Annotated in this window: 15 protein-coding genes, 1 tRNA gene and 1 pseudogene; 10 read left to right on the forward strand and 7 right to left on the reverse strand. The window is 71.2% G+C overall.

The window, feature by feature from the left end:
• Positions 1–128: 128 nt before the first annotated feature.
• Genes thrB through SCMU_RS12620 form a run of 6 tightly spaced genes read right to left on the reverse strand, consistent with a single transcriptional unit; the run spans position 129 to position 8374 of the window.
• Positions 129–1154, reverse strand: coding sequence for a homoserine kinase (thrB, locus tag SCMU_RS12595; protein WP_229229481.1), 1026 nt, complete (start codon positions 1152–1154; stop codon positions 129–131).
• Entirely contained in the window at positions 1151–2308 is a 1158-nt protein-coding gene (gene thrC, locus SCMU_RS12600) for a threonine synthase (RefSeq protein WP_229229482.1), read from the reverse strand. Before thrC ends, thrB begins: the two co-directional genes overlap by 4 nt.
• Complete coding sequence (locus SCMU_RS12605) at positions 2308–3693, reverse strand: homoserine dehydrogenase (RefSeq protein WP_229229483.1); 1386 nt, start codon at positions 3691–3693, stop codon at positions 2308–2310. The genes thrC and SCMU_RS12605 overlap by 1 nt, the downstream gene beginning before the upstream one ends.
• A gap of 26 nt (positions 3694–3719) precedes the next feature.
• A complete protein-coding gene (locus SCMU_RS12610; protein WP_229229484.1) occupies positions 3720–5321 on the reverse strand; it encodes a diaminopimelate decarboxylase family protein in 1602 nt (533 codons plus the stop codon).
• A gap of 3 nt (positions 5322–5324) precedes the next feature.
• Positions 5325–6983, reverse strand: a complete 1659-nt coding sequence (argS, locus tag SCMU_RS12615) for an arginine--tRNA ligase (RefSeq protein WP_229229485.1) — start codon at positions 6981–6983, stop codon at positions 5325–5327.
• Entirely contained in the window at positions 6980–8374 is a 1395-nt protein-coding gene (locus SCMU_RS12620) for an MFS transporter (RefSeq protein ID WP_229229486.1), read from the reverse strand. The genes argS and SCMU_RS12620 overlap by 4 nt, the downstream gene beginning before the upstream one ends.
• 22 nt (positions 8375–8396) lie before the next feature.
• Between SCMU_RS12620 and SCMU_RS12625 the strand changes: the two genes are divergently transcribed.
• Positions 8397–8633 carry a DUF2630 family protein gene (locus SCMU_RS12625; RefSeq protein ID WP_229229487.1) on the forward strand — a complete coding sequence of 79 codons (237 nt, stop codon included), beginning with the start codon at positions 8397–8399 and terminating at the stop codon, positions 8631–8633.
• A gap of 90 nt (positions 8634–8723) precedes the next feature.
• Positions 8724–8799 (forward strand) — tRNA-Arg (locus SCMU_RS12630).
• Between the two features lie 162 nt (positions 8800–8961).
• Here SCMU_RS12630 and catA read toward each other — a convergent pair.
• Positions 8962–9825 carry a catechol 1,2-dioxygenase gene (catA, locus tag SCMU_RS12635; protein ID WP_229229488.1) on the reverse strand — a complete coding sequence of 288 codons (864 nt, stop codon included), beginning with the start codon at positions 9823–9825 and terminating at the stop codon, positions 8962–8964.
• A gap of 246 nt (positions 9826–10071) precedes the next feature.
• Between catA and benA the strand changes: the two genes are divergently transcribed.
• The 8 genes and pseudogenes from benA to SCMU_RS21170 all read left to right on the forward strand — a co-directional run bounded on the left by benA (position 10072) and on the right by SCMU_RS21170 (position 22751).
• A complete protein-coding gene (benA, locus tag SCMU_RS12640; protein WP_229229489.1) occupies positions 10072–11505 on the forward strand; it encodes a benzoate 1,2-dioxygenase large subunit in 1434 nt (477 codons plus the stop codon).
• Between the two features lie 46 nt (positions 11506–11551).
• A complete protein-coding gene (benB, locus tag SCMU_RS12645; protein WP_443020143.1) occupies positions 11552–12070 on the forward strand; it encodes a benzoate 1,2-dioxygenase small subunit in 519 nt (172 codons plus the stop codon).
• Positions 12071–12091: 21 nt separating this feature from the next.
• Positions 12092–13156, forward strand: coding sequence for a benzoate 1,2-dioxygenase electron transfer component BenC (gene benC, locus SCMU_RS12650; RefSeq protein ID WP_229229490.1), 1065 nt, complete (start codon positions 12092–12094; stop codon positions 13154–13156).
• A complete protein-coding gene (locus tag SCMU_RS12655; RefSeq protein WP_229229491.1) occupies positions 13153–13965 on the forward strand; it encodes a 1,6-dihydroxycyclohexa-2,4-diene-1-carboxylate dehydrogenase in 813 nt (270 codons plus the stop codon). The genes benC and SCMU_RS12655 overlap by 4 nt, the downstream gene beginning before the upstream one ends.
• A 134-nt stretch (positions 13966–14099) precedes the next feature.
• Positions 14100–15524, forward strand: a complete 1425-nt coding sequence (locus tag SCMU_RS12660; protein WP_229229492.1) for an MFS transporter — start codon at positions 14100–14102, stop codon at positions 15522–15524.
• 85 nt (positions 15525–15609) lie between these two features.
• Positions 15610–18480, forward strand: a complete 2871-nt coding sequence (locus SCMU_RS12665; RefSeq protein WP_229229493.1) for an AAA family ATPase — start codon at positions 15610–15612, stop codon at positions 18478–18480.
• 208 nt (positions 18481–18688) lie between these two features.
• A pseudogene (gene hrpA / locus SCMU_RS21165) lies at positions 18689–20731 on the forward strand (ATP-dependent RNA helicase HrpA); the annotation flags it as partial.
• Between the two features lie 76 nt (positions 20732–20807).
• Positions 20808–22751 (forward strand): DUF3418 domain-containing protein, encoded by a 1944-nt coding sequence (locus SCMU_RS21170; protein ID WP_443020144.1) that lies wholly within the window; start codon positions 20808–20810, stop codon positions 22749–22751.
• The last annotated feature ends 181 nt before the right edge of the window (positions 22752–22932 follow it).

Here is a 22932-nt window from a genome sequence, read left to right on the forward strand (position 1 = left end):
GAGATGCTGTTTACGGGACAGCCGTGAACAGCGAGACCGGCTGCAGAGCTGGAGGGGCGACACCCGAACCGGGAAGCTGGATCCGGCCCTGAGATCAGGGAACCCGTGAAATCAGGGAAACGCGAGATTCACCGCGGGTGTAGGTCCACTCTAGCACCTTCACGGTCAACGGCGAGCCGCAGGACGCGCCAGCGTGTCGCGGGCCCGTCGGCCAGCCCGGGCTCGCCCCTCCGGTCGTCGGCCTCGTCCGCCCCCTGGTGCGCAAAGCGCTCGACGGCGGCCTGCACCTCGTCTGCCTCGGCCGCACCGTCGGCGAGGGCCAGGACGGTGGGGCCGGCACCGGACACGACGGCCGCGTGGCCCTCGGCGCGGAGCTGCTCGATGAGCCGAGCGCTGGGCTCCATCGCGCTCGAGCGGTAGCTCTGGTGCAGGTAGTCCTCGGTCGCGGGCAGGAGCAGCGACGGGTCCTTCGTCAGGGCATGCACGAGCAGCGCGGCGCGGCCGGCGTTCGCGGCAGCGGCGCCGTGCGGGATCGAGGAGGGCAGGAGCGAGCGCGCGAGCTCGGTCGAGAGCTCGAAGTCCGGGATCGCCACGATCGGCACCACGGTCGGCGCGACGTCGGCCACCGCGGTACGGAACGCGTCGCCGTCCTGCCAGGAGAGGGCCAGAGAGCCGAAGATCGCGGGGGCCACGTTGTCCGGATGGCCCTCGATCTCGCTGCAGAGCTGCAGCACCCACGCGCGGCCCGGGCGGTCCACGGAGTCCACGAGCGCCGCCGCCGCGAGGACGGCGGCGACGGTCGCGGACGCGGAGGAGCCGAGGCCCCGACCGTGCGGGCTCACGTTCTCCGCGGTCAGCTTCAGCCCCGAGCGGGCGTAGCCGAGGCGGGCCAGCGCGGCGTCGAGCGTGCGGACCACGAGGTGCGTCTCGTCACGCGGCAGCGTGTCGGCACCCTCGCCCGAGAGGTCGAACGAGAGCGCGCCGTCGTCCGTCGTCTCGACCGTGACGGTGTCGTAGAGCGCGAGGGCCAGGCCCAGGCTGTCGTAGCCCGGGCCGAGGTTGGCGCTCGTCGCGGGGACCCGGACGGTCACCCGCTGCCCGGGCGTGACGAGCCTCAGGCCCGCATCCGAACGCGGCTCGCTGACTGCGGTCATGAGACGCGGGACTCCAGCCCCAGCGCCGCGGCGACGCCCACGACGTCGTTGCTCACCTTGACCGGCTGGACGTCCTCGCCGTCAGCGGTCTTGAGCGCCCACTGCGGGTCCTTGAGGCCGTGGCCCGTGACGGTGCACACGATCGTCTTGCCCGTGGGGACCTTCCCGGACGCGTGCATCTTGATGAGGCCCGCGACCGAGGCCGCCGAGCCGGGCTCGACGAACACGCCCTCCTTCGAGGACAGCCAGCGGTGCGCGGACAGGATCTCGTCGTCGGTCACGGCGTCGATGAGGCCGCCGGACTCGTCGCGGGCCGCGACCGCGGTGTCCCACGAGGCGGGGTTGCCGATCCGGATCGCCGTCGCGATCGTCTCAGGGTGCGTGATGGGGTGGCCCGCGACGAACGGGGCCGCGCCGGCGGCCTGGAAGCCCCACATCACGGGCAGCTTCGTGGACACGGCCGGCAGCGTGCGGGGCGCGGCGGCATGGCCGCCTCCGGCACCCTCCGCGCCGTCCTGGCCGAACGCGTAGGTGGTCTCTTCCGCGTACTCCTTGTAGCCCTTCCAGTACGCGGAGATGTTGCCCGCGTTGCCCACCGGCAGCACGTGGATGTCCGGCGCGTCGCCGAGCGCGTCGACGATCTCGAATGCGGCGGTCTTCTGGCCCTGGATGCGGGCCGGGTTGACCGAGTTGACGAGGAACACCGGGTAGGTCTCGGCGAGCTTGCGCGCGATCTCGAGGCAGTCGTCGAAGTTGCCGTCCACCTGCAGCAGCGTCGCGCCGTGCGCGATCGCCTGGCTGAGCTTGCCCATCGCGATCTTGCCCTCTGGCACGAGGACCGCGCACGCGAGCCCCGCGGACGTCGCGTAGGCGGCGGCAGACGCGGACGTGTTGCCCGTCGAGGCGCACACGACCGCCTTGGCGCCCGCAGCGACGGCGGCCGTCATGGCCATCGTCATGCCGCGGTCCTTGAAGGACCCGGTCGGGTTCATGCCCTCGACCTTGAGGTAGACGGTCGAGCCGGTCAGCTCGGAGAGCTTCTGCGCGTGCACGAGCGGGGTGCCGCCCTCGCCCAGCGTGATGACACGCGTGGACTCGGTCACGGGCAGGCGGTCTGCATACTCGCGGATGACTCCGCGCCACTGGTGGGCCACTAGACTCCTTCGACTCGCAGGACACTCGTCACGGATTCGACGACGTCCAGGTTCTTGATGTCGGCCACGGTGGCCGCAAGGGCGGCCTCGGTGGCCCGGTGTGTCACGAAGCGGAGCTCGGCCCGCGAGGCTGCGCCCGCATCCGCCGCAGTGGCCGACTCGGTTCCGTGGATGCGCTGGCGCATCGTCTCGATCGAGACGCCGTGCTGGGCGAACACCGACGCGACGCGGGAGAGCACGCCGGGCTGGTCCGCGACCTCGAGGCCGACGCTGTAGCTTGTCGTGATCCCCTCGGGACCCACGAGCGGCAGGACCCGCGTGGCCGTCCCGGTGCGTCCCGGAGACCCGGCGACGATGCGGCGAGCGGTCGTGACGACGTCGCCCATGATCGCCGACGCCGTGGGGGCGCCGCCCGCTCCAGCGCCGTAGAACATCAGCGAGCCAGCGTTCTCGGCCTCGACGAAGACGGCGTTGTACGCGCCGTGCACGGCCGCGAGCGGGTGGGTGCGGGGCAGGAGGGTCGGGTGCACGCGCACGCTCACGCCCTCGTTCCCACTCTGCTCTGCCTTGTCCGCACTGACCAGCTCCGCGATCGCGAGCAGCTTGATCGTCATGCCGGCGTCCTGGGCCGCCACGATGTCCGCCGCGCTGACCTTCGTGATTCCCTCGCAGCGCACGTCGTCCAGCGACACGCGGGTGTGGAACGCGAGGGAAGCCAGGATCGCGGCCTTCGCCGCGGCGTCGAGCCCCTCGACGTCCGCCGTCGGGTCGGCCTCCGCGTAGCCGAGGCGCTGCGCTTCGGCGAGGACGTCCGCGAACTGCGCGCCCGTCGTGTCCATCGCGTCGAGGATGAAGTTCGTGGTCCCGTTGACGATCCCGAGGACGCGGGTGATGCGGTCGCCCGAGAGGCTCTCGCGGATCGGCCGGATGATCGGGATCGCGCCGGCGACGGCGGCCTCGAAGTTCAGCTCCGCGTCGTGCGCGTCGGCCTCGTCGAACAGCGTCGCGCCGTCCTGCGCGAGGAGTGCCTTGTTGCCGGTGACCACGGAGGCCCCGTGGCGCAGCGCCGCGAGGATGTGGGTGCGCGCGGGCTCGATCCCGCCCATGAGCTCGATCACGAGGTCTGCGCCGGCCACGAGGCCCTCGGCGTCGGTCGTGTAGAGCTCGCGCGGCAGCTCGACGTCGCGCGGGGCGTCGACGTTGCGCACGGCGATCCCGGACAGCTCGAGGCGTGCCCCAGCGCGCGCGGCGAGCGGCTCGGCATCGTCGAGGAGGATGCGCGCCACCTGGGAGCCGACGGTCCCGCCGCCCAGCAGCGCGACCTTGAGCACGCGCCCAGCCTCGACGCCCACCTGCCGTGCAGTCACCTGACTTGTTTCGGTCATGGTCTCTCCGTTCTCCCGCACGCGGGTCACACTCCCATATCGCGCGAGAGCAGGTCGTCTTCGGTCTCGGGGCGCACGATCCAGCGCGCCTCGCCGTCGCGAACGGCGAGGACGCCGGGGCGCGTGAGGTAGTTGTAGTTGCTCGACAGGGCCCAGCAGTAGGCGCCGGTGCCCGGGACGGCGAGCAGGTCTCCAGCGCGCACATCTGCGGGCAGGTAGGCGTCGCGGACCACGATGTCCCCGCTCTCGCAGTGCTTGCCCACCACGCGCGTCAGCTGCGGCGGCGCGTCCGAGGCGCGGTTGGCGAGCACCACGGAGTAGTCGGCATCGTAGAGCACGGGACGCGGGTTGTCGCTCATGCCCCCGTCCACGGACACGTAGCGCCGCACGGCGGTCGCGCCTGCGTTCTGCGCCCCGGCGCCTGGCGCATCCACGCCTGGCGCATCCACGCCTGGCACATCCACGACTACGTCTTTAATGGTCCCGACCTCGTACAGCGTGAACGTCGTCGGGCCGACGATCGCGCGGCCGGGCTCGATCGAGATCCGCGGCGCGGTGATCCCGAGCGCCGCACAGGTCTCGCGCACGACGCCGGCCAGCGCGGTCGCGATCTCTGCCGGCGGTCGGGGCGTGTCCCCCGGCACATACGCGATCCCGTAGCCGCCGCCCAGGTCGAGCTCAGGGAGCTCGACCCCGTAGGCGGCGCGCATGTCCGCCACGAACGCAAGGAGCTTCACGGCCGCGGCCTCGAAGCCCTCGGGCTCGAAGATCTGGGAGCCGATGTGGCAGTGGACGCCGAGCAGCTCGATGCTGTCATGTCCGGCGGCGGCAGCGACGGCCTCCTCGGCCATGCTCGCAGAGCCGGCACCTGCACCGGCGGACTCAGCACCCTCGGACCCGGCGCCGCTGAACCCCGCGCTGGCGGTGCCAGGGGCCATCGAGAGCCCGAACTTCTGGTCCTCGTGCGCCGTCGCGATGAACTCGTGGGTGTGGGCGTGGACGCCCGGGGTCAGGCGCAGCATGACCTTGGCCCGCGGCGCCTCAGCGCCGTCAACACCCGAGCCGGGCGTGTCCGTGCCCCGCGCGGCCGCAATGGCGGCGACGCGCTCGAGCTCGTCGAGGCTGTCGACGATGATTCGGCCGACCCCGGCGTCGAGCGCCCGGCCGATCTCCGCGTCGGACTTGTTGTTGCCGTGGAGGCCGATGAGCTCGCCCGGCGTGCCCGCGCGGAGCGCGACGGCGAGCTCACCGCCCGAGGCGGTGTCGACCCGCAGGCCTTCCTCGCGCACCCACGCCGCGACGGCCGTGCACAGGAAGGACTTGCCCGCATAGTAGACGTCCACTCCCCCGCAGATGTCGGCGAACGCGGAGTCGAACGCGTCCTTGAATGCGCGGGCTCGGGCACGGAAGTCGGCCTCGGAGAGGACGAACACCGGCGAGCCGTAGCGCGCCTTGACGTCGCTCACGGCGAGCCCCGCCAGGGCGAGCTGGCCGCCCGGGCCCCGCACGGCGTCGTGCGCCCAGAGCGCGGGGACGAGCTCGTTGAGGTCCGCGGGGACCGCGAGCCACTCCGGGGCGAGCGGCGAGGCTGCGTCAGCTGCCGCAGACGGGGAAGAAGTCTCGGACACCGGCTACATCCTCTCCGGCGCGGACACGCCGAGGAGGTCCAGCCCGTTGGCGAGGACCTGGCTCGTGGCGTCGTTGAGCCACAGGCGCGTGCGGTTGAGGTCGGTGACCTCCTCGTCGCCCTGCGGGGAGATGCGGCAGTTGTCGTACCACGAGTGGTATGCGCTCGCGACGGACTCGAGGTGACGGGCCACGCGGTGCGGCTCGCGGAACTCGGCGGCCTTCGCCACGATCGAGGGATACGCGGCCAGGTGCGCGAGGAGGTCGTTCTCGGTCGCGTGGGTCAGGAGCGCGGCGTCGAAGGCCTCGCGCCCCTCCACCGTGCGGGCAACCCCGGCGGCCTCGGCGTTGCGCGCCGCGCCGCGGGAGCGGGCGTGGGCGTACTGGACGTAGAACACGGGGTTCTCGTTCGAGTTCTTCTTCAGCAGCTCGGGGTCGAGCGTGAGCGGCGAGTCGGCGGGGAAGCGCGCGAGCGAATAGCGCACCGCGTCCTTGCCCAGCCACTCGATGAGGTCCTTGAGCTCGATGATGTTGCCCGCGCGCTTGGACAGCTTGGCGCCGTTGACCGAGACGAGCTGGCCGATGAGGATCTCGATGTTGGCCTCGGGGTCGTCCCCCGCGCACGCCGCGATCGCCTTGAGGCGGTTCACGTACCCGTGGTGGTCCGCGCCCAGGAGGTAGACCTTCTCGGTGAAGCCGCGGTCCTTCTTGGACAGGTAGTACGCGGCGTCCGCGGCGAAGTAGGTGGGCTCGCCGTTCGCGCGGATGAGGACGCGGTCCTTATCATCGGCGAAGTCGGTGGTGCGCAGCCACACCGCGCCGTCCGCGTCGAACACGTGGCCCTGCTCGCGGAGGCGCTTGACGGCGCCCTCGATCGCGCCCGAGTCGTGGAGGCCATCCCGCTCGGAGAAGTAGACGTCGAACGTGACCCCGAAGGCCGCGAGGGTGGACTTGATGTCCTTCATCTGGGCCGCGTAGGCCGCCTCGCGCACCACCGGCAGCGCGGCCTCGTCGGTCAGCTCGCGCACGTCGGGGTGCTCGGCGAGCACCTCGTGTCCGAGGTCCACGATGTACTGGCCCGGGTAGCCGCCCTCCGGAACGTCGCGGCCGTGGATCCTGGACAGGACGGAGTTCGCGAAGACGTTCATCTGGTTGCCGGCGTCGTTGATGTAGTACTCGCGGGTCACGTCGGCCCCCGAGGCCTTGAGGACGCGCGCGATCGAGTCGCCGAGCGCGGCCCAGCGCGTGTGGCCGATGTGCAGCGGGCCGGTCGGGTTCGCGGAGACGAACTCCATGTTGACGACGCGGCCCGCGAGCGCGTCGTTCGTGCCGTAGTCGGCGCCGGCCTCGACGATGGCCTTCGCGAGCGCGCCCGCGGCGGCGGCGTCGAGCGTGATGTTCAGGAAGCCGGGGCCGGCGACGTCCACCGACGCGACGCCGTCGAGCGCGCCGAGGCGGCCGGCGAGGATCTCGGCGAACTGCCGCGGGCTCATCCCGGCCTTCTTGCCGAGCTGCAGTGCGATGTTCGTGGCCCAGTCGCCGTGCTCGCGGTTCTTGGGCCGCTCCACTCGGATACCCTCCGGCACGTCCACAGCGATCTCGCCGGCGCGCACGGCGTCGGCGAGGCAGGCGGATATGGCGGCGGAAAGTTCTTCGGGAGTCACCCCCCTAGCCTACCGGCGCGGTGCGCGCGCGCTGAATCCGGGTCGAAACCCTCCGGCTCCGTTGCGGCGTCCCCTGCGTCCGGTGCGGCCTCCCCCGCGTCCACGGGCTCCACGACGCGCGGATGGTCGTCGATGAAGTGCGGCCTGCTGATGACCCAGCCCGAGACTCCGAGGACCACGAGGGTGAGGCCGAGGAAGGCGAACGAGAGCGCCCACGCCCCCGTCGCGTCGTGCAGGAGGCCGACCAGCAGCGGGCCTGTGCAGGCCACGACGTAGCCGACGCCCTGCGCGAAACCGGACACCGCGCCCGAGGCCTGATGAGAACGCGTGCGCAGGTTGACGAGGACGAGCGCGAGCGGGAACGTCGCCGGGCCCAGTCCCGCGAGGGTGGACCACAGCCACGTCGCGGCGCCCGGGGAGAGCAGGAGTCCGAGGTACCCGGCCACGAAGCTGGCCACGCCGAACGCCACGATGGGGAAGGGGTTGCGCAGGCGGGCCGCGAGGATCGGCACCGTGAGGCTCAGCGGCAGCCCGAGGCCGGCGAAGATCCCGACCTGGAGCCCGGCATCGGCCGCACCCAGGCCCGCACCCGTCACGATGCCGGGCAGCCACGCGAACATCGCGTACGTGTTCAGCGAGGTGCAGCCGAAGAGCAGCGCGAGCGCCCACGCGGCGGGGGCGCGCCACGGTCGCACAACGACGCGGCCGACGGCGCGTGGTGCGGGGGCGCCGTCGTGCGCGCGGGCCGCCGTGACGGGCACTTCCGCCGACCGAGCAGGCTCGGCGCGCCGCCGCGGGGGCCACACGCTCAGCCACGGGAGGATCGCGAGGACGTTGACCGCGGCCCACCAGCCGAGCGAGAGCCGCCACCCGGACGACTCGGCCACCGGGACCGCGAGGAGCGGCGGGATGGTGGTGCCGACGTTGATGATCGTCACGTACAGCGCCGTGAACAGGCCCACGCGGTCCGGGAAGTACTTCCGCACGATCGGCGGCAGGACGATGTTGCCCACACCCATCCCCGCGAGCGCGAGCGCCGAGCCGGTGAGGAAGAGGCCGGTCTCCGGCGCGACCGCACGGACCACCTGGCCCGCGGCCGAGGCCGCCATCGCCGTGACGGCGATGGCCTCGAGGCTCCAGGCACGCATGAGCAGCGGCGTCGCGAGACCTGCGATGCCGAACAGCGCGGTGGGGAGCATTCCCAGGATCCCCACGAGCCACGACGGCAGGAACAGATCGTGGCCGATGCTCCCCGTCAGCGGGGGCACGCTCGTGACCGCCGTGCGCAGCGTGAACGCCACGAGGAACATGCCGGCCGCCACGAGCAGCCGGCCACGCCACACTGGTCTCCTGCCCGGGACGTTCCTGCCGGCCGGGGGTTGTCGTTTCACCCCCTGACGCTATCGTGCTGTCATGGACAAGGACATTCAGGACCGGATCCGTGACCTCATCGACGAGGAGCACTCGCTCCGTGCGGCGCACACCGCGGGCACCGGCCAATCGAGCTCGGTCAGGCTCGGCGAGGTCGAGACGCAGCTCGACCAGTGCTGGGACCTCCTGCGGCAGCGCCGCGCCAAGCGCGAGTTCGGCGAGAATCCGGAAGACGCTTCCGTGCGCTCGGCCGACATCGTGGAGAACTACCGGGAGTAGCTCGCCGCGGCGGGCCCGGTTTGCGTCCGGGCCCGCCGCACCTGATAAGCTCGATGAGTCCCCGGCCGGGAAGCCCCGGCAGGACGAGTTGCCCTCGTAGCTCAGGGGATAGAGCGTCTGCCTCCGGAGCAGAAGGCCGTAGGTTCGAATCCTATCGAGGGCACCACATGCACCCCCGGTCCCCACGGACCGGGGGTGCTCTTGTTTCGACGACCCAGCCTCGTGCGGTCACACGGGAGGCCCCGTCGATGCCTCGACGGGGCCTCCCGTGTGCCAGTTTCCTGGCGTTCTGCGCGGATGCCTTCCTGCAGAATCCTGGTGCTGAAGCTCAGTCCTCGGGATCGAGGACGAAGTCGTAGACCATCTCCTCGCCCTTGCCGTCCGCAGCAGGCTTCGGGTCGAGGATGAGCTCGGGCTTGACGGCCGAGGCGATGTCGTCCTCGTTGTGGGCGTCACCGGGGAAGTAGAGCTGCGCGGTGATGAGCTCGTGGCCGGGCGCGGAGACCTTCACGTGGATGTGGGCCGGGCGCCACGCGTGCCAGCCGGCCGCGGCGATGAGCTTGCCGCACGCGCCGTCTGTCGGGATCTGGTACGGGGCCGGGCGCATGGTGTGGACCTCGAAGTTGCCGTTCTCGTCGGCGAGGACCGTGCCACGGAGGTTCCACTCCGGAAGGCCCGGCGCGTACTGCGAGTAGAAGCCGGCGCCGTCGGCGTGCCAGATCTCCACCTTGCCCGCAAGGCCATTGCCGTCGAGGTCGCGGATCTGGCCCTTCCAGGTCAGCTCGGTGCCCGGCTCGTCGTCGCGGCGCGGCAGGCGGGCCGGCGTCGGCTGCTCGGGCGAGTTCGGAACGTAGTACGGGCCCTCGATCGTGCCCTTGGAGCCCTTGCGGTTCTCGGTGGCGACCTCCTCGACGACGTGCTCGACCCACACGTCCAGGAAGAGCGGCCACTCGCCGTCCTCGCCCACGCTGATCAGCCAATCCTTGAGGGCGTTGTACTCCGCGTACGTGACCTTGTGCTTGCGGATCGTGGCATAGACGGCCTCGAGGACTTCACGTGCGAGGAGCGAGACGCGCTCCTTCGGGACGTCCAGGGCGGCGCGCTTGCCGCTCTCCTTGAACCGCTCGGTCGCCTTGTTGCCGGACTCGGCAGCCTTCGCGTCGAACTCGGAAATGGTCTGGCTCATGGTCATCCTCCTTGATGATGGGCCGTGGATTTCGTGATGGGCGGCACAGTGGCTCGCGCTGACTTCACGCTAGGAGCAGTCATTGCGTCTGCACAAATACCTAGTTCCATTCAATTGATATCCCCCACGTTTGAAAAGCACCCTTGGCCGAACCTAGGCAAACCCCCAGTGTGATTGGGCTCACTCCTTGACAGGATCTTTCACAGCCCGCGACGAGGACGTCGTGGAAGGCAGAAGTCAAAGGAGACCACCATGACGGAAACCCTGGACCATGTCCGAGCCCAGCTCTCCGATGCGCTCATCGAGGACGCATCGACGGGCACCTACCGGGCCAAGCGCAGCATCTTCACCGATGAGGAGCTGTTCGAGCTCGAGATGAAGTACATCTTCGAGGGCAACTGGGTCTACTTGGCCCACGAGAGCCAGATCCCGAACATCGGCGACTACTTCACGACCTACATCGGCCGCCAGCCGGTTGTCATCTCGAGGGCGAAGGACGGAGAGCTCCACGCCCACATCAACGCGTGCAGCCACCGCGGTGCCATGCTGTGCCGGCGCAAGACCGACAACCGCACCACGTTCACGTGCCCGTTCCACGGCTGGACGTTCTCCAACAACGGCAAGCTGCTCAAGGTCAAGGACCCACGCGATGCCGGCTACCCCGAGCAGTTCAACAAGGACGGCTCGCACGACCTCACCAAGGTGGCCCGGTTCGAGAGCTACCGCGGCTTCCTCTTCGGAAGCGTCAACCCGGACGTCAAGCCCCTCACCGAGCACCTCGGTGAGGCCACCAAGATCATCGACATGACCGTGGACCAGTCCCCCGAGGGCCTCGAGGTCCTCCGCGGCGCCTCGACCTACACGTACGACGGCAACTGGAAGGTCCAGGCCGAAAACGGCGCGGACGGGTACCACGTCTCGGCCACGCACTGGAACTACGCCGCCACGACCTCCCGCCGCGGAACGGGCGAGTCGACCAACGAGACCAAGGCCATGGACGCCGGCACGTGGGGCAAGCAGGGAGGCGGGTACTACTCGTTCGAGCACGGCCACCTGCTGCTGTGGATGTGGTGGGGCAACCCCCAGGACCGCCCGAACTTCGACAAGAAGGATGAGTGGGCCCAGCAGTTCGGCGCCGAGCGCGCCGAGTTCATGGTGGGCGCCTCCCGCAACCTGTGCCTCTACCCGAACGTCTACCTCATGGACCAGTTCAGCTCGCAGATCCGGCACTTCCGCCCGATCTCCGTGGACAAGACCGAGGTCACGATCTACTGCATCGCCCCGAAGGGCGAGTCCGCCGAGGCGAGGGCCAACCGGATCCGCCAGTACGAGGACTTCTTCAACGCGACGGGCATGGCCACGCCGGACGACCTCGAGGAGTTCCGTTCCTGCCAGAAGACGTACCTCGCGTCCGCGGCGCCCTGGAACGACATGAGCCGCGGCCAGACGCACCAGCTCAACGGCCCGGACGAGACGGCCAAGGGCCTCGGCCTCAACCCTCTCTCCAGCGGCGCGAAGACTGAGGACGAGGGCCTGTACCCGATCCAGCACGGCTACTGGCGCGAGACGATGCGCGCGGCCGTCGAGTCGGAGGAGCGGCTCGAGGAGGCCATGCGGCTCGGTGCGCCGGCATGCCCCGCTGCGCACCTGCAGTCCGCGTGCTCGCACCACGCAGAGTCCAACTGATCCGGGCACGGACCCGCAGAGTTTCCTTTCAAGGAGAGACATCCCCATGACCCTCATGACCACCATCGTGCCCGGGACCATCGGACTCGACGACGTGCGCCAGTTCCTGTACCGCGAGGCGGGCTTCCTCGATGACCGCGAGTTCGACCGCTGGGTGGACTGCTACCACCCCGACGCGGAGTTCTGGATGCCGGCCTGGGCGGATGACGACACGCTCACCGAGGATCCGCAGCGCGAGATCTCACTCATCTACTACCCCAACCGCGGCGGCCTCGAGGACCGTGTCTTCCGCATCAAGACAGAGCGCTCGGGTGCTACGAGCCTCCCGGACCCGCGCACGGGCCACAACATCACCAACGTCGAAATCCTGCGCCAGGAGGGCGACGTCGTGGACGTCCGCTTCAACTGGTTCACGCTCTACTACCGCTACAACACCGTCGACACGTACTTCGGCGTCTCGTTCTACACGATCGACTTCTCCGGCACGCAGCCGGTCATCACCAAGAAGAAGGTCGTCCTCAAGAACGACTACATCCACCACGTCGTGGACATCTACCACATCTGAGAACGCCTCAAGGAGGACTCCATGACTGACACGAACCACTCCGTTGCCCTCGCCTTCGAGGACGGCATCACCCGCTTCATCGACGTCAAGCCCGGACAGACCGTTGCCGATGCCTCCTACAGGGCCCGCATCAACATTCCCCTGGACTGCCGCGACGGCGCGTGCGGGACCTGCAAGGCGTTCTGCGAGTCCGGGACGTATGACGGCGGCGACTACATCGAGGACGCGCTCACCGACGACGAGGCCGACGCCGGCTACTGCCTCCCGTGCCAGATGACCCCGGAGAGCGACCTCGTGCTGCGCATCTCGGGCACCGCCGAGATGGCCAAGAGCGGCGTCGGCCACTTCACGGCCACGATCGAGACGCTCCACTGGTACGCGGACAACACGGCGGGCCTCACGCTCGCCGTCGAGGACCGCGAGAAGCTCGCATACCTCCCGGGCCAGTACATGAACGTCAAGGTCCCCGGCACGGACGAGGAGCGCAGCTACTCCTTCTCGAGCGGGCCGGACGCCGAGAAGCTCACCTTCCTGGTCCGCACGGCCCCCGACGGCGTCATGACCACCTATCTCAAGGAGCGCGCGGCCGAGGGCGACACCCTCACGCTCGAGGGCCCGAAGGGCAGCTTCTTCCTCCGCGACGTCAAGCGTCCCGTGCTGATGCTCGCCGGCGGGACGGGGATCGCCCCGCAGCTGGCGATGCTCGAGAAGCTCGCCGGTGCGGCGTCAGAAGGCGTCGCGCCCGCCTTCCCGATCCACCTCGCGTACGGCGCGACGTGGGACAAGGACCTCGTCGAGGTCGAGGCGCTCGAGCGCTACGCCGCAACGATCCCGGGATTCACGTTCGACACGATCGTCGCGGACGCCGAGTCGGAACACCCGAAGAAGGGCTACGTGACGCAGCACCTGCTGCCCGAGCACCTCAACGACGGCGACGTGGACGTGTACCTGTGCGGCCCGCCGGCGATGGTCGACGCCGTGCGCCGGTACTTCGACGGTGAGGGCATCGAGCCGACGAACTTCTACTACGAGCGGTTCGCGGTCGGCGTCGTCAACGCTCCCGCCCTCGCCGGCGCCGCCGCATGACGACCGCTGCCGACCGGCGCCCCGCCGTCTTCGCCGGGCGGTTCGAAGGACGCGGCGTGCTCGTCACGGGCTCGGCCCAGGGGATCGGACGTGCGGTCGCCGAGCGCATCGCGGCCGAGGGCGGCGAGGTCACCCTCGTCGACCGGGCGGCGCTCGTCCACGAGGTCGCGGGCGGCATCCGCGAGGCCGGGGGCAAGGCCCACAGCGTGACCGCGGATCTCGAGACGTACGACGGCGCGGTGGCCGCCGTGGACGGTTCGCTCGCCGCGGCGGGGCACATCGACGTCGTCGTCAACAACGTCGGGGGGACCATCTGGGCCAAGCCGTTCGAGCACTACACGTCCGAGGAGATCGAGAAGGAGGTGCGCCGCTCGCTCTTCCCGACGCTGTGGATGTGCCGCGCGGTGCTGCCCCACCTCATCGCCCAGGAGTCCGGCACGATCGTCAACGTCTCCTCCGTGGCCACGCGCGGCGTCAACCGCGTCCCGTACGCGGCGTCGAAGGGCGGGGTGCGGGCCATCACCACGGCGCTCGCCCTCGAGGCGGCCCCGCACGGCGTGCGGGTCGTCGCAACCGCCCCGGGGGGCACCGAAGCGCCGCCGCGCGCAGTCCAGCGGGGGCCGCTGCCCGAGACGGAGCAGGAAGCGGCCTGGTACCAGCAGATCGTGGACCAGACCGTGGACTCCTCGCTCATGAAGCGGTACGGGACCCTCGCCGAGCAGGCCGCCGCGATCTGCTTCCTCGCCTCGGACGAGGCGTCCTACATCACGGGCACCATCCTGCCCGTGGCCGGAGGCGACCTCGGCTGAGGCCCTCCCCCAAGGCGTTGCCGCCCCCGGTCCCCCACGGGCCCGGGGGCGGCTTCGAATCAGCAGTACAGAACCATCACGCACCACCAGCAGTTGTCCAGCTCCAGATCCCAGCACAGACATCGGAGTCTTGCATGTCATCTTCAGCACATGCTGCCCTCGGGCAGCGGCGGCGCAGCACCCTGGCCTGGGTCGTCGCCCTCGGCACGGCGGCCCTCACGTTCGACGGCTATGACCTCGTGGTCTACGGCACCGTCGTCTCGGGCCTCATGAGGGACCCGGCCCAGATCGGCCAGCTCGACCCCGCGACGGCCGGCGTCCTCGGCAGCTACGCCCTGATCGGCGTCATGGTCGGGGCACTCGTCAGCGGCGCGATCGGCGACTTCGTAGGCCGCCGCAAGGTCATGCTCGCAGCGCTCGCCTGGTTCTCCCTCGGCATGGGTGCCACCGCCCTGGCGACCGATGTCGTGGCGTTCGGCGCCCTCCGGTTCCTCACCGGAATCGGCGTCGGCTCGCTCGTGGCCACGGCGGGCGCCATCGTCGCCGAATTCGCGCCCAAGAACCGGCGCAACTTCTACAACGCCATCGTCTACTCGGGTGTCCCGGGGGGTGGGGTGCTCGCATCCCTCCTCGCGCTCGCATTCAACAACGGTGCCGACTGGCGCCCGCTCTTCTGGTTCGGTGCCGCCCCGCTCGCGGTCATCCTCCCCCTCGCGGCGGCGAAGCTGCCCGAGTCGCCCCTCTGGCTCCTGGCCCGCGGCCGCACGGCGGAGGCCGAGGCACTCGGCCGCCGCACCGGCGTCGTGCTTCCCCGGCCGGCCCAGCGCACCGGGGAGCCGAGGGCGGAACAGGGCGCCGCGCCCGACGGCGAGCCCGCGGGCTTCGCGGGCCTGGCCACCCGCCGGTTCGCCCTCCCCACGGCGCTTCTGGGCCTCATGAGCTTCGCCGGGCTCCTCCTCACCTATGGGCTCAACACGTGGCTGCCGGAGATCATGGGCCAGTACGGATTCGGCAAGGCGTACTCGCTCACGTTCCTGCTCGTGCTCAATGCGTCCGCGATTGTGGGCGGGCTGGTCGCGTCGGCGACCGTGGACAGGACCGGCCCCAAGAGGATCATCGCGGGCACGTTCGCGCTCGCGGCGCTCGCCCTGATCCTCCTGACGTTCCACATGCCGTTCGCCGTCCTCCTGACGGCAGTGGGCGTGGCGGGGGTCGGGACGATCGGCACCCAGGTCCTCGTCTACGGGTACGTGTCGAACTTCTACACGACGCGGACCCGTGCCGCCGGCGTGGCGTGGTGCGCGGGCTTCGGGCGGCTCGGCGGCATCCTCGGCCCACTCCTCGGCGGCCTCCTGCTCTCTGCGGGGGTCACCGGCCAGACCGCGTTCTACCTGTTCGCCGCGGTCGCGCTGCTCGGCGCGGTCGTGACGGCCCTCGTGCCGCGGCCCCGGTTTGCCCCCGTGCCGCCCGGCGCCGCGGCCGGCGACGTCGCAGCGCCCGCCTCGGCACCGACGGAAAGCACCGCCCACGACGGCGAGCCGGAACCCGCCGTCCGATGACGTCGCGGACCGCATCCGTCCCGGGAGATCGTCACAGCGTGTCCCTCGGAATGCGCCCAGCGACCGGGGAGGCTACGGTCGAGGCATGCTGAATCCCCGCGACGATGCGGTCGCCCGCGCCCAGGAGCTGTCCGAGCTGGACTCGCTCCTGGGCGCGGCTGCGTCCGCCGGCCCGGCTCCGCGCCGGGCCGTGTGCGCGGTCGTCGAAGGGCCGCAGGGCATCGGCAAGACGGCGCTGTGCGAGGCCTTCCTGCAGGTCCACCCGGAGCTCACCGTAGCCCTGGCGGACACGTCGCCGTGGGAACGCGGGCTGCCGGGCGGGGTCCTAGCCCAGCTCGGCCTCCCGCGCAGTGAGCCTGCTGATGATGAGAGTGCACAGGCCACGGACCCGCCTCACCTGCACCCTCATGGCGAGCCCGAGTGGCTGCCCGCCGGGCGCGCCGCCCTCGAAGGCCTCACCGCGTTAACCGCCGAGGGCCCCGCGGTCGTCGTCCTCGACGGGCTCGAGCACGCCGACACCCTCTCGCTCGAGGCGCTCGCCTACGCCGTCCGGCGCGTCCGGACCCCGCTCTTCGTGCTCGCTACCGAGAATCCAGCCACGGCCGTCCCCAGCAGCCCCGCGGTGGCCTTCTCCGAGGCTGTCCGGGCGCGCCGCATCCGCCTGGCCCCCCTCCCGCCCGAGGACCTGCGCGCCCTCGCACGCGCCCGCACCGGCGCCGAACTCTCCCCCGAGGCGGCCCAGTCCCTCTGGCGCGTCAGCCGGGGCAACCCCGGGCTGGCGCTCGAGGCGCTCGAGCACGGACTCGAGGCTCTCGGCCCCGAGGGCCTCGCCGCGCACGGGCCGGACGCCGTCGTGCCGTCGGTGGCCGCACGGACGGCGGCCGCGCTCGCGCTCCTTCCCCCGGCCGCCCGCTCCCTCGTGGAGGCCGTCAGCGTCCTCGGCGGAACGCCCACCGGCGCGGCGGCGGCCCAGCTTGCGGGCCTTCCCGCGGACGACGCAGGGGCGCTCCTCGCCGCCGCCGACGCCGCGTGGAGCGCGGGGCTGCTCGAGTGCCGCACGGTCGCGGGCAGCCTGCAGCTGACCATCCGAGAGCCGCTCGTACGCGACGCGGTCCACGACGGACTCGGCCCCGGCTACCGTGCCGCGCTCCACTCGCATGCGGCCAGGCTTGCCACCTCGACGCGCGAGCGGGTCCGCCACCTCGTCGCCGCGGCGGTGATGCCCGACGCCGGTCTGGCCGCCGAGGTGGACACGCTCGCCGACGAGGAGGCCGCCGAGGGGGACTGGAGCGCCGCCGCGGACGCGCTCGTCGCCGCGAGCCAGCTCCACATCGACCCGGTGCTGCGCGAGGACCGTCTCCTCCGCGCGGCGGAGGCCATGGTCGGTGCGGGCGATCTCCCCCAGGCCGCGCCGCTCGCTCGGCGCATCGAGTCCCTGCCCCAGAGCGCGGCGCGTGACGCGGTCCTGGCCTACTACGCGATCCACAAGGGCCAGGCCCGCCGCGCAGCCGCGCTCCTGGACCGGGCATGGGAGACGAGGGACCCGCTCAAGTCCGCGGGGCTCGCCTCCCGCATCGCACAGTACCGCGTCCTCGATTCCCTCGCCGAATGGGACATCCCAGCGTTGCTGGACTGGACGGCGACGGCCGTGCGTCTGGCCGGCCCGAACAGCACCGCGGGAATCGAGGCCCGAGCAATGCTCGGTCTGGGACTCGGGTGCGCTGGCCGGCCCGAGGAGGCGCGGCAGGCCTACGACGAGCTCGGGGCATCGCCTCAGCTCGGCGGCCGCGACCAGCGCCTCCACCTGGGCCGCGGCTGGCTTGCCCTCGCGCTCGACGACCTCGACGAGGCGCGACTCGAACTCCGCGCCGCGATCCCGCCGGCCCGGCGCCCAGGCGCGCTGCGCATCACCCTGTGGGCGCACGCCTGGCTGGCCCGGGCGGAGTTCACGGTGGGCCGCTGGGACGACGCACTCGCCGTTGCCCGCTCCGGGATCGCGCTCAACGCACCGGTCGGGATGGACCTCGTGGGGCCCCTCCTCCACTTCACTGCGGCGCAGGTCCACGCTCTGCGCGGCGAGCCGGGCGAGGCCGCCGCACACAGCCGGCTCGCCCAGCCCGGGCCCGAGGCCTACCCCGTGATGCACCTCGGCGGCTCGCTCGCCGCGGCCTCCGTCGCGGAGTGCGCCGGCGACTACCCCGGTGTCCTGCGCGCGTTCGAGCCGGTGGCCCGGATGGACCGCTCCCACGGAATCGACGAGCCCGGGTTCTGGCCATGGCAGGACGTCTACGCCAACGCGCTCGTCATGACCGGTCGGATCGACGCGGCGGACGCGTTCCTGCGTCCGCTCGAGGCCACGGCCCGCGGTGCGTCGCACCGCAGCACGATCGCGCGGCTGGGCTACGTGCGCGGACGGATCCTGGGAGCCCAGGGCAGGCTCGACGACGCGGTGCGGTGCTTCGAGGAGTCACTCGCACAGCTCGAGGGACTTCACCTGCCGTACAACACCGCGCGCGGCCGCTTCGCCTACGGCCAGACACTCCGTCGATTCGGCCGCCGCCGCGACGCGACCGAGGTGCTCGCCTCCGCCCGTGACGCGTTCGCCAGCGTGGGCGCCATGGTGTACGTGGCGCGCTGCGAGCGCGAGCTCCACGCGGCGGGCACCGGGGTATTCCGTGCGGTCGGCCAGGTCGCCGGGCCGGGCCAGGACGCCGGCGGGCACCGCCAGGCACCGGGGGCACAGCCGCCCAGCACGGCCTTCACCCCCCAGGAGGCCGCGGTGGCACGGCTGGTGGCCGCGGGCCTGAGCAACCGCGACGCGTCGCGCGAGCTGTTCGTATCCGTCAAGACGGTCCAGTACCACCTCACGCGGATCTACGCGAAGCTTGGGATCAGCTCACGGGGAGAGCTCGCAGCCCTCTACCGCGCGTCGGACGAGTTCGCTGCCCCCGAGTAGAGCTCGCCGCTCGCAGCGGCATCGCGGTCCCGCCTGGAGCGCAGCCACGCTTCCTCGTTTCCCATGTGCCCAACCCAGCGCCCGGCGCAGACAGATCGCGTCCGAACCGCCGGTCAGCCCAGCACGCGCCGACTAGACTGGATCAGCCATGGCCCTGACGATCACGTATCCCGCCGCCCTCCCGGTCTCCGAGCGCCGCGACGAGCTCATGGAGGCCATCGCCGCGCACCAGGTGACGATCATCGCCGGAGAGACGGGCTCCGGGAAGACGACGCAGATCCCCAAGATGTGCCTCGAGCTCGGGCTCGGCGAGAAGGGGCTCATCGGCCACACGCAGCCGCGGCGTCTCGCCGCCCGCACGGTCGCCGAGCGGATCGCGTCCGAGCTGGACGTCGAGCTCGGCCAGGAGGTGGGCTTCCAGGTCCGGTTCACGGGCCAGGTCGGCCCGCAGACCAGGGTCAAGCTCATGACGGACGGCATCCTGCTCGCCGAGATCCAGCGTGACAAGCTCCTGAAGCGCTATTCGACGATCATCATCGACGAGGCCCACGAGCGCAGCCTCAACATCGACTTCATCCTCGGCTACCTCAAGCGGATCCTGCCGCAGCGTCCTGACCTCAAGGTCATCATCACGTCGGCAACCATTGACCCACAGCGCTTCGCCCGGCATTTCGCCCGCGAGCTCCCCGACGGCACCGAGGAGCCCGCGCCCGTCGTCGAGGTCTCCGGGCGCACGTACCCGGTCGAGGTCAGGTACCGCCCGCTCGTGACCGAGCCGACGGATGAGGACGAAGCCAGCGACGACGCGCTCGAGGAGGACCGCGACCCCGTCGACGCGGTGTGCGATGCGGTCGACGAGCTCTCCCGCGAGGCCCCCGGGGACATCCTCATCTTCTTCTCCGGCGAGCGCGAGATCCGCGACGCCGCCGACGCGCTGTCCTCGAGCATCCAGAGGAATCCGCGCATGGCCGGCGCGGAGATCCTGCCGCTCTTCGCGCGGCTGTCCCTCGCCGAGCAGCACCGCGTGTTCGCCCCCGGCGGAAGGCGGCGCATCATCCTCGCCACGAACGTCGCCGAGACCTCGCTCACGGTGCCGGGGATCAAGTACGTGATCGACACGGGCACGGCCCGCATCTCCCGCTACTCCCACCGCACCAAGGTCCAGCGGCTGCCGATCGAGCGCGTGTCCCAGGCCTCCGCGAACCAGCGCGCGGGCCGCTGCGGCCGCGTCTCGGACGGCATCTGCATCCGCCTGTACTCGGAGGAGGACTACCTCTCCCGCCCCGAGTTCACCGACCCGGAGATCCTGCGGACCAACCTCGCGGCCGTCATCCTCCAGATGACCGCGATGGGGATCGCGCGCGGGCCGAAGGACGTCGCGGCGTTCCCGTTCGTCGAACCGCCGGAGTCGCGGGCGATCAACGACGGCGTGATGACCCTCCTGCGCGAGCTCGGCGCGCTCGCCGACGGCAAGGACCATGCCGGCGCACCCACCGCAGACACGGCGCACGACGGCGGTCGCGGCCGCCGCGGGCACCGCACCGGCGAGGCGGGGCGCGGAGGCGGCCTCACCGCCGTCGGCCATCAGCTCGCCCAGCTCCCGGTGGATCCCCGCCTGGGCCGCATGATCGTCGAGGCCGCCCGGCGCGACTGCGCCCGCGAGGTCATGGTCCTGGCGGCGGCGCTGACGATCCAGGACCCGCGCGAGCGACCGTCGCAGGAGACCGGCAAGCGGCAGGCCGCCGAGGAGAAGCACGCGCGCTTCAAGGACGAGAACTCGGACTTCACCAGGTACCTGAACCTCTGGAACTACCTCCAGGAGCAGCAGCGGGAGCTCTCCTCCTCGGCATTCCGGCGCCTGTGCAAGGCCGAGTTCATCAACTACCTGCGTGTGCGCGAGTGGCAGGAGCTGTTCCAGCAGCTGCGGCAGCTCGCTCGGCCGCTGGGGATCTCGCTCGGACAGGGGCGCGGCACGGACGCCAGACTGGATGCGGTTGCGCGGCACGACGCCATCCACCAGTCCCTCCTCGCGGGCCTGCTGAGCCACATCGGCCTGCTCGACGAGCGCAAGCGGGACTACCTCGGCGCCCGCGGTACCCGGTTCGCGATCTTCCCCGGATCGGCGCTGTTCAAGAAGAACCCCACGTACGTCATGGCGGCCGAGCTCGTCGAGACGAGCCGGCTGTGGGCGCGCACCGCGGCGAAGATGGACCCCGCGTGGGGCGAGCTTGTGGCCCCGCACCTGGTCAAGCGCAGCTACTCCGAGCCGCACTGGTCCAAGCGGGCAGGCTCGGTCCAGGCGTACGAGAAGGGTCACGCTCTACGGCGTGACGCTCGTGGCGCAGCGCCGGATCAACTACGGCCGGGTCGATCCCGTGCTCGCGCGGGAGCTGTTCATCCGGCACGCGCTCGTCGAGGGCGACTGGTCCACGAGGCACCACTTCTTCAAGCGCAACCTCGCCCTGCTCGAGGAGGTCGACGAGCTCGAGACGCGGGTGCGGCGGCGGGGCCTGAGGGCCGATGACGAGACCCTCTTCGAGTTCTACGATGCCCGGATCCCGGCGGACGTCGTGTCCGAGCGGCACTTCGACGCGTGGTGGAAGAAGGCGCGGCACGAGGACGAGCACCAGCTCGACTTCGACCGCGCGCTCGTGCTCGGCGAGGAGGCCGCAGACGCGGCCGCGTCGGCGGATGCCGCGTTCCCCAAGGTCTGGCGGCAGGCCGGCTTCGACCTGCCCCTGACGTACGAGTTCCACCCCGTCGCGCCCGGCTCCAACCCTGACCCCAGGGACGGCGTGACCGCCGAGGTGCCCGTCCTGTTCCTCAACCAGCTCGATCCCGAGCCGTTCCGCTGGCAGGTCCCCGGCCAGCGGGTGGACCTCGTCACCGCCCTCATCAAGTCGCTGCCCAAGCAGGTCCGCAAGGGCTTCGTGCCCGCCCCGGACGTCGCGCGGCAGGCCGTCGCCGCCCTCGACGCGGACTTCGACCCGGCGCACGACGCCCTCGAGGAGTCGCTCGAGCTCGTGCTGCGCCGGCTCAAGGGACAGGTCATCCCGCCCGGGTCGTGGAACTGGGAGGTCGTCCCGCCGCACCTCATGATGTCCTTCTCGGTTGTCGACCCCACGGGAAAGGTCCTCGGCACGGGCAAGGACCTCGTCGCGCTCCAGGAACAGCTCGCCCCGGCCACACGCCGGGCGATCGCGGACTCCCTCGGGGCCACCCCTGCCACCACCTCGCCGAAGTCGTCTCCCAGAGGCGACAAGCGCGCGACGTCGGGGCCCCAGACCGCGAGATCGGGTGGTGTGACCGCGAGATCGGGTCCAGAGCGCACGACGGCGGAGCCGGCCGCGCGCTCGGGCGTCACCGATCGCTCGGGGCTGGCCGAGCGTAGCGGACTCACAGAGTGGGTCGTGGGGACGATCCCGCGCACGGCGAGCGCCGTCGTCGCGGGCCACACCGTGACGGGCTACCCCGCGCTGACCGACGAGGGCCGCACCAAGCAGTCGCCCCGGGGCACGGCGGGGCTGCGCGTGTTCCAGACGGAGGCGGACCAGCTGCGGTCGCACCGCGCCGGCGTCATCCGCCTCCTCGCGCTGCGGGTGCCGCCCCCGGACCGCTACGTGCTCGAGCACCTCAACAACCGGGAGAAGCTCACGTTCAGCCAGAACCCGCACGGTTCGGTCGCGGACCTCATCGCGGACTGCTCGCTCGCCGCGATCGACAGGCTCGTCCCGGCCCAGCTCCCGTGGGACCGCGAGGCGTTCGACGCGCTGTTCGACGAGGTCCGCGCCGAGCTCATCGACACGGTCTTCAAGGTCACCGCGATCGTCGAGCAGGTCCTCGCCTCCGCCCAGCGCATCGCCAAGGCACTCAAGGGCACCACGAGCCTTGCGCTCATCAGCGCGCTGAACGACATCAAGGCGCAGCTCGAGCAACTCGTGTACCCGGGATTCGTGGCACGCACGGGCTACGCGCAGCTCGAGCACCTCCCCAGGTATCTCAGGGCCATCGAGCGGCGGCTCGAGAAGCTCCCCTCCAACGTCCAGCGCGACGCGGTCGCGATGGCAACGGTCCAGGCCCTCGAGGACGACTACGACGACGCCGCTGCCGCCCTCGCCCCGACGGGGCGCCACGAGGCCCAGCTCGAGCACGTGAAGTGGATGATCGAGGAGCTGCGCGTCAGCCTGTTCGCCGTGGAGCTCGGCACCGCCGGGAAGGTCTCCGAGAAGAGGGTGCGGCAGGCCCTCAACGAGGCACTCGCACCCGCGTAGGGCACGCCCTCGCACGCCCATCGCATCCCGAGCACGCCGCGACCTCCCCCGCGGGCCCGGGAGGGTGATAATGGTCACAGCTGGGGACCGTTCAGCGCGAGGAGTCGGGCATGGGACGCGGTCGCCGAAGTGGCATGGCGTGGGCCGCCGCGCTGATGCTCGCCGCGTGTTCGGCCCCGAC

Source organism: Sinomonas cyclohexanicum, assembly GCF_020886775.1.
In the GTDB taxonomy this organism is placed as follows: domain Bacteria; phylum Actinomycetota; class Actinomycetes; order Actinomycetales; family Micrococcaceae; genus Sinomonas; species Sinomonas cyclohexanicum.

What these genes read in the sequence shown, in the direction of transcription:
- thrB (WP_229229481.1), bottom strand. Translation starts at nt 1,154, where the DNA reads ATGACCGCAGTCAGCGAGCCGCGTTCGGATGCGGGCCTGAGGCTCGTC.
- benA (WP_229229489.1), top strand. Translation starts at nt 10,072, where the DNA reads ATGACGGAAACCCTGGACCATGTCCGAGCCCAGCTCTCCGATGCGCTC.
- benC (WP_229229490.1), top strand. Translation starts at nt 12,092, where the DNA reads ATGACTGACACGAACCACTCCGTTGCCCTCGCCTTCGAGGACGGCATC.
- SCMU_RS12605 (WP_229229483.1), bottom strand. Translation starts at nt 3,693, where the DNA reads ATGACCGAAACAAGTCAGGTGACTGCACGGCAGGTGGGCGTCGAGGCT.
- catA (WP_229229488.1), bottom strand. Translation starts at nt 9,825, where the DNA reads ATGACCATGAGCCAGACCATTTCCGAGTTCGACGCGAAGGCTGCCGAG.
- SCMU_RS12665 (WP_229229493.1), top strand. Translation starts at nt 15,610, where the DNA reads ATGCTGAATCCCCGCGACGATGCGGTCGCCCGCGCCCAGGAGCTGTCC.
- SCMU_RS12625 (WP_229229487.1), top strand. Translation starts at nt 8,397, where the DNA reads ATGGACAAGGACATTCAGGACCGGATCCGTGACCTCATCGACGAGGAG.
- benB (WP_443020143.1), top strand. Translation starts at nt 11,552, where the DNA reads ATGACCCTCATGACCACCATCGTGCCCGGGACCATCGGACTCGACGAC.
- SCMU_RS12655 (WP_229229491.1), top strand. Translation starts at nt 13,153, where the DNA reads ATGACGACCGCTGCCGACCGGCGCCCCGCCGTCTTCGCCGGGCGGTTC.
- SCMU_RS12660 (WP_229229492.1), top strand. Translation starts at nt 14,100, where the DNA reads ATGTCATCTTCAGCACATGCTGCCCTCGGGCAGCGGCGGCGCAGCACC.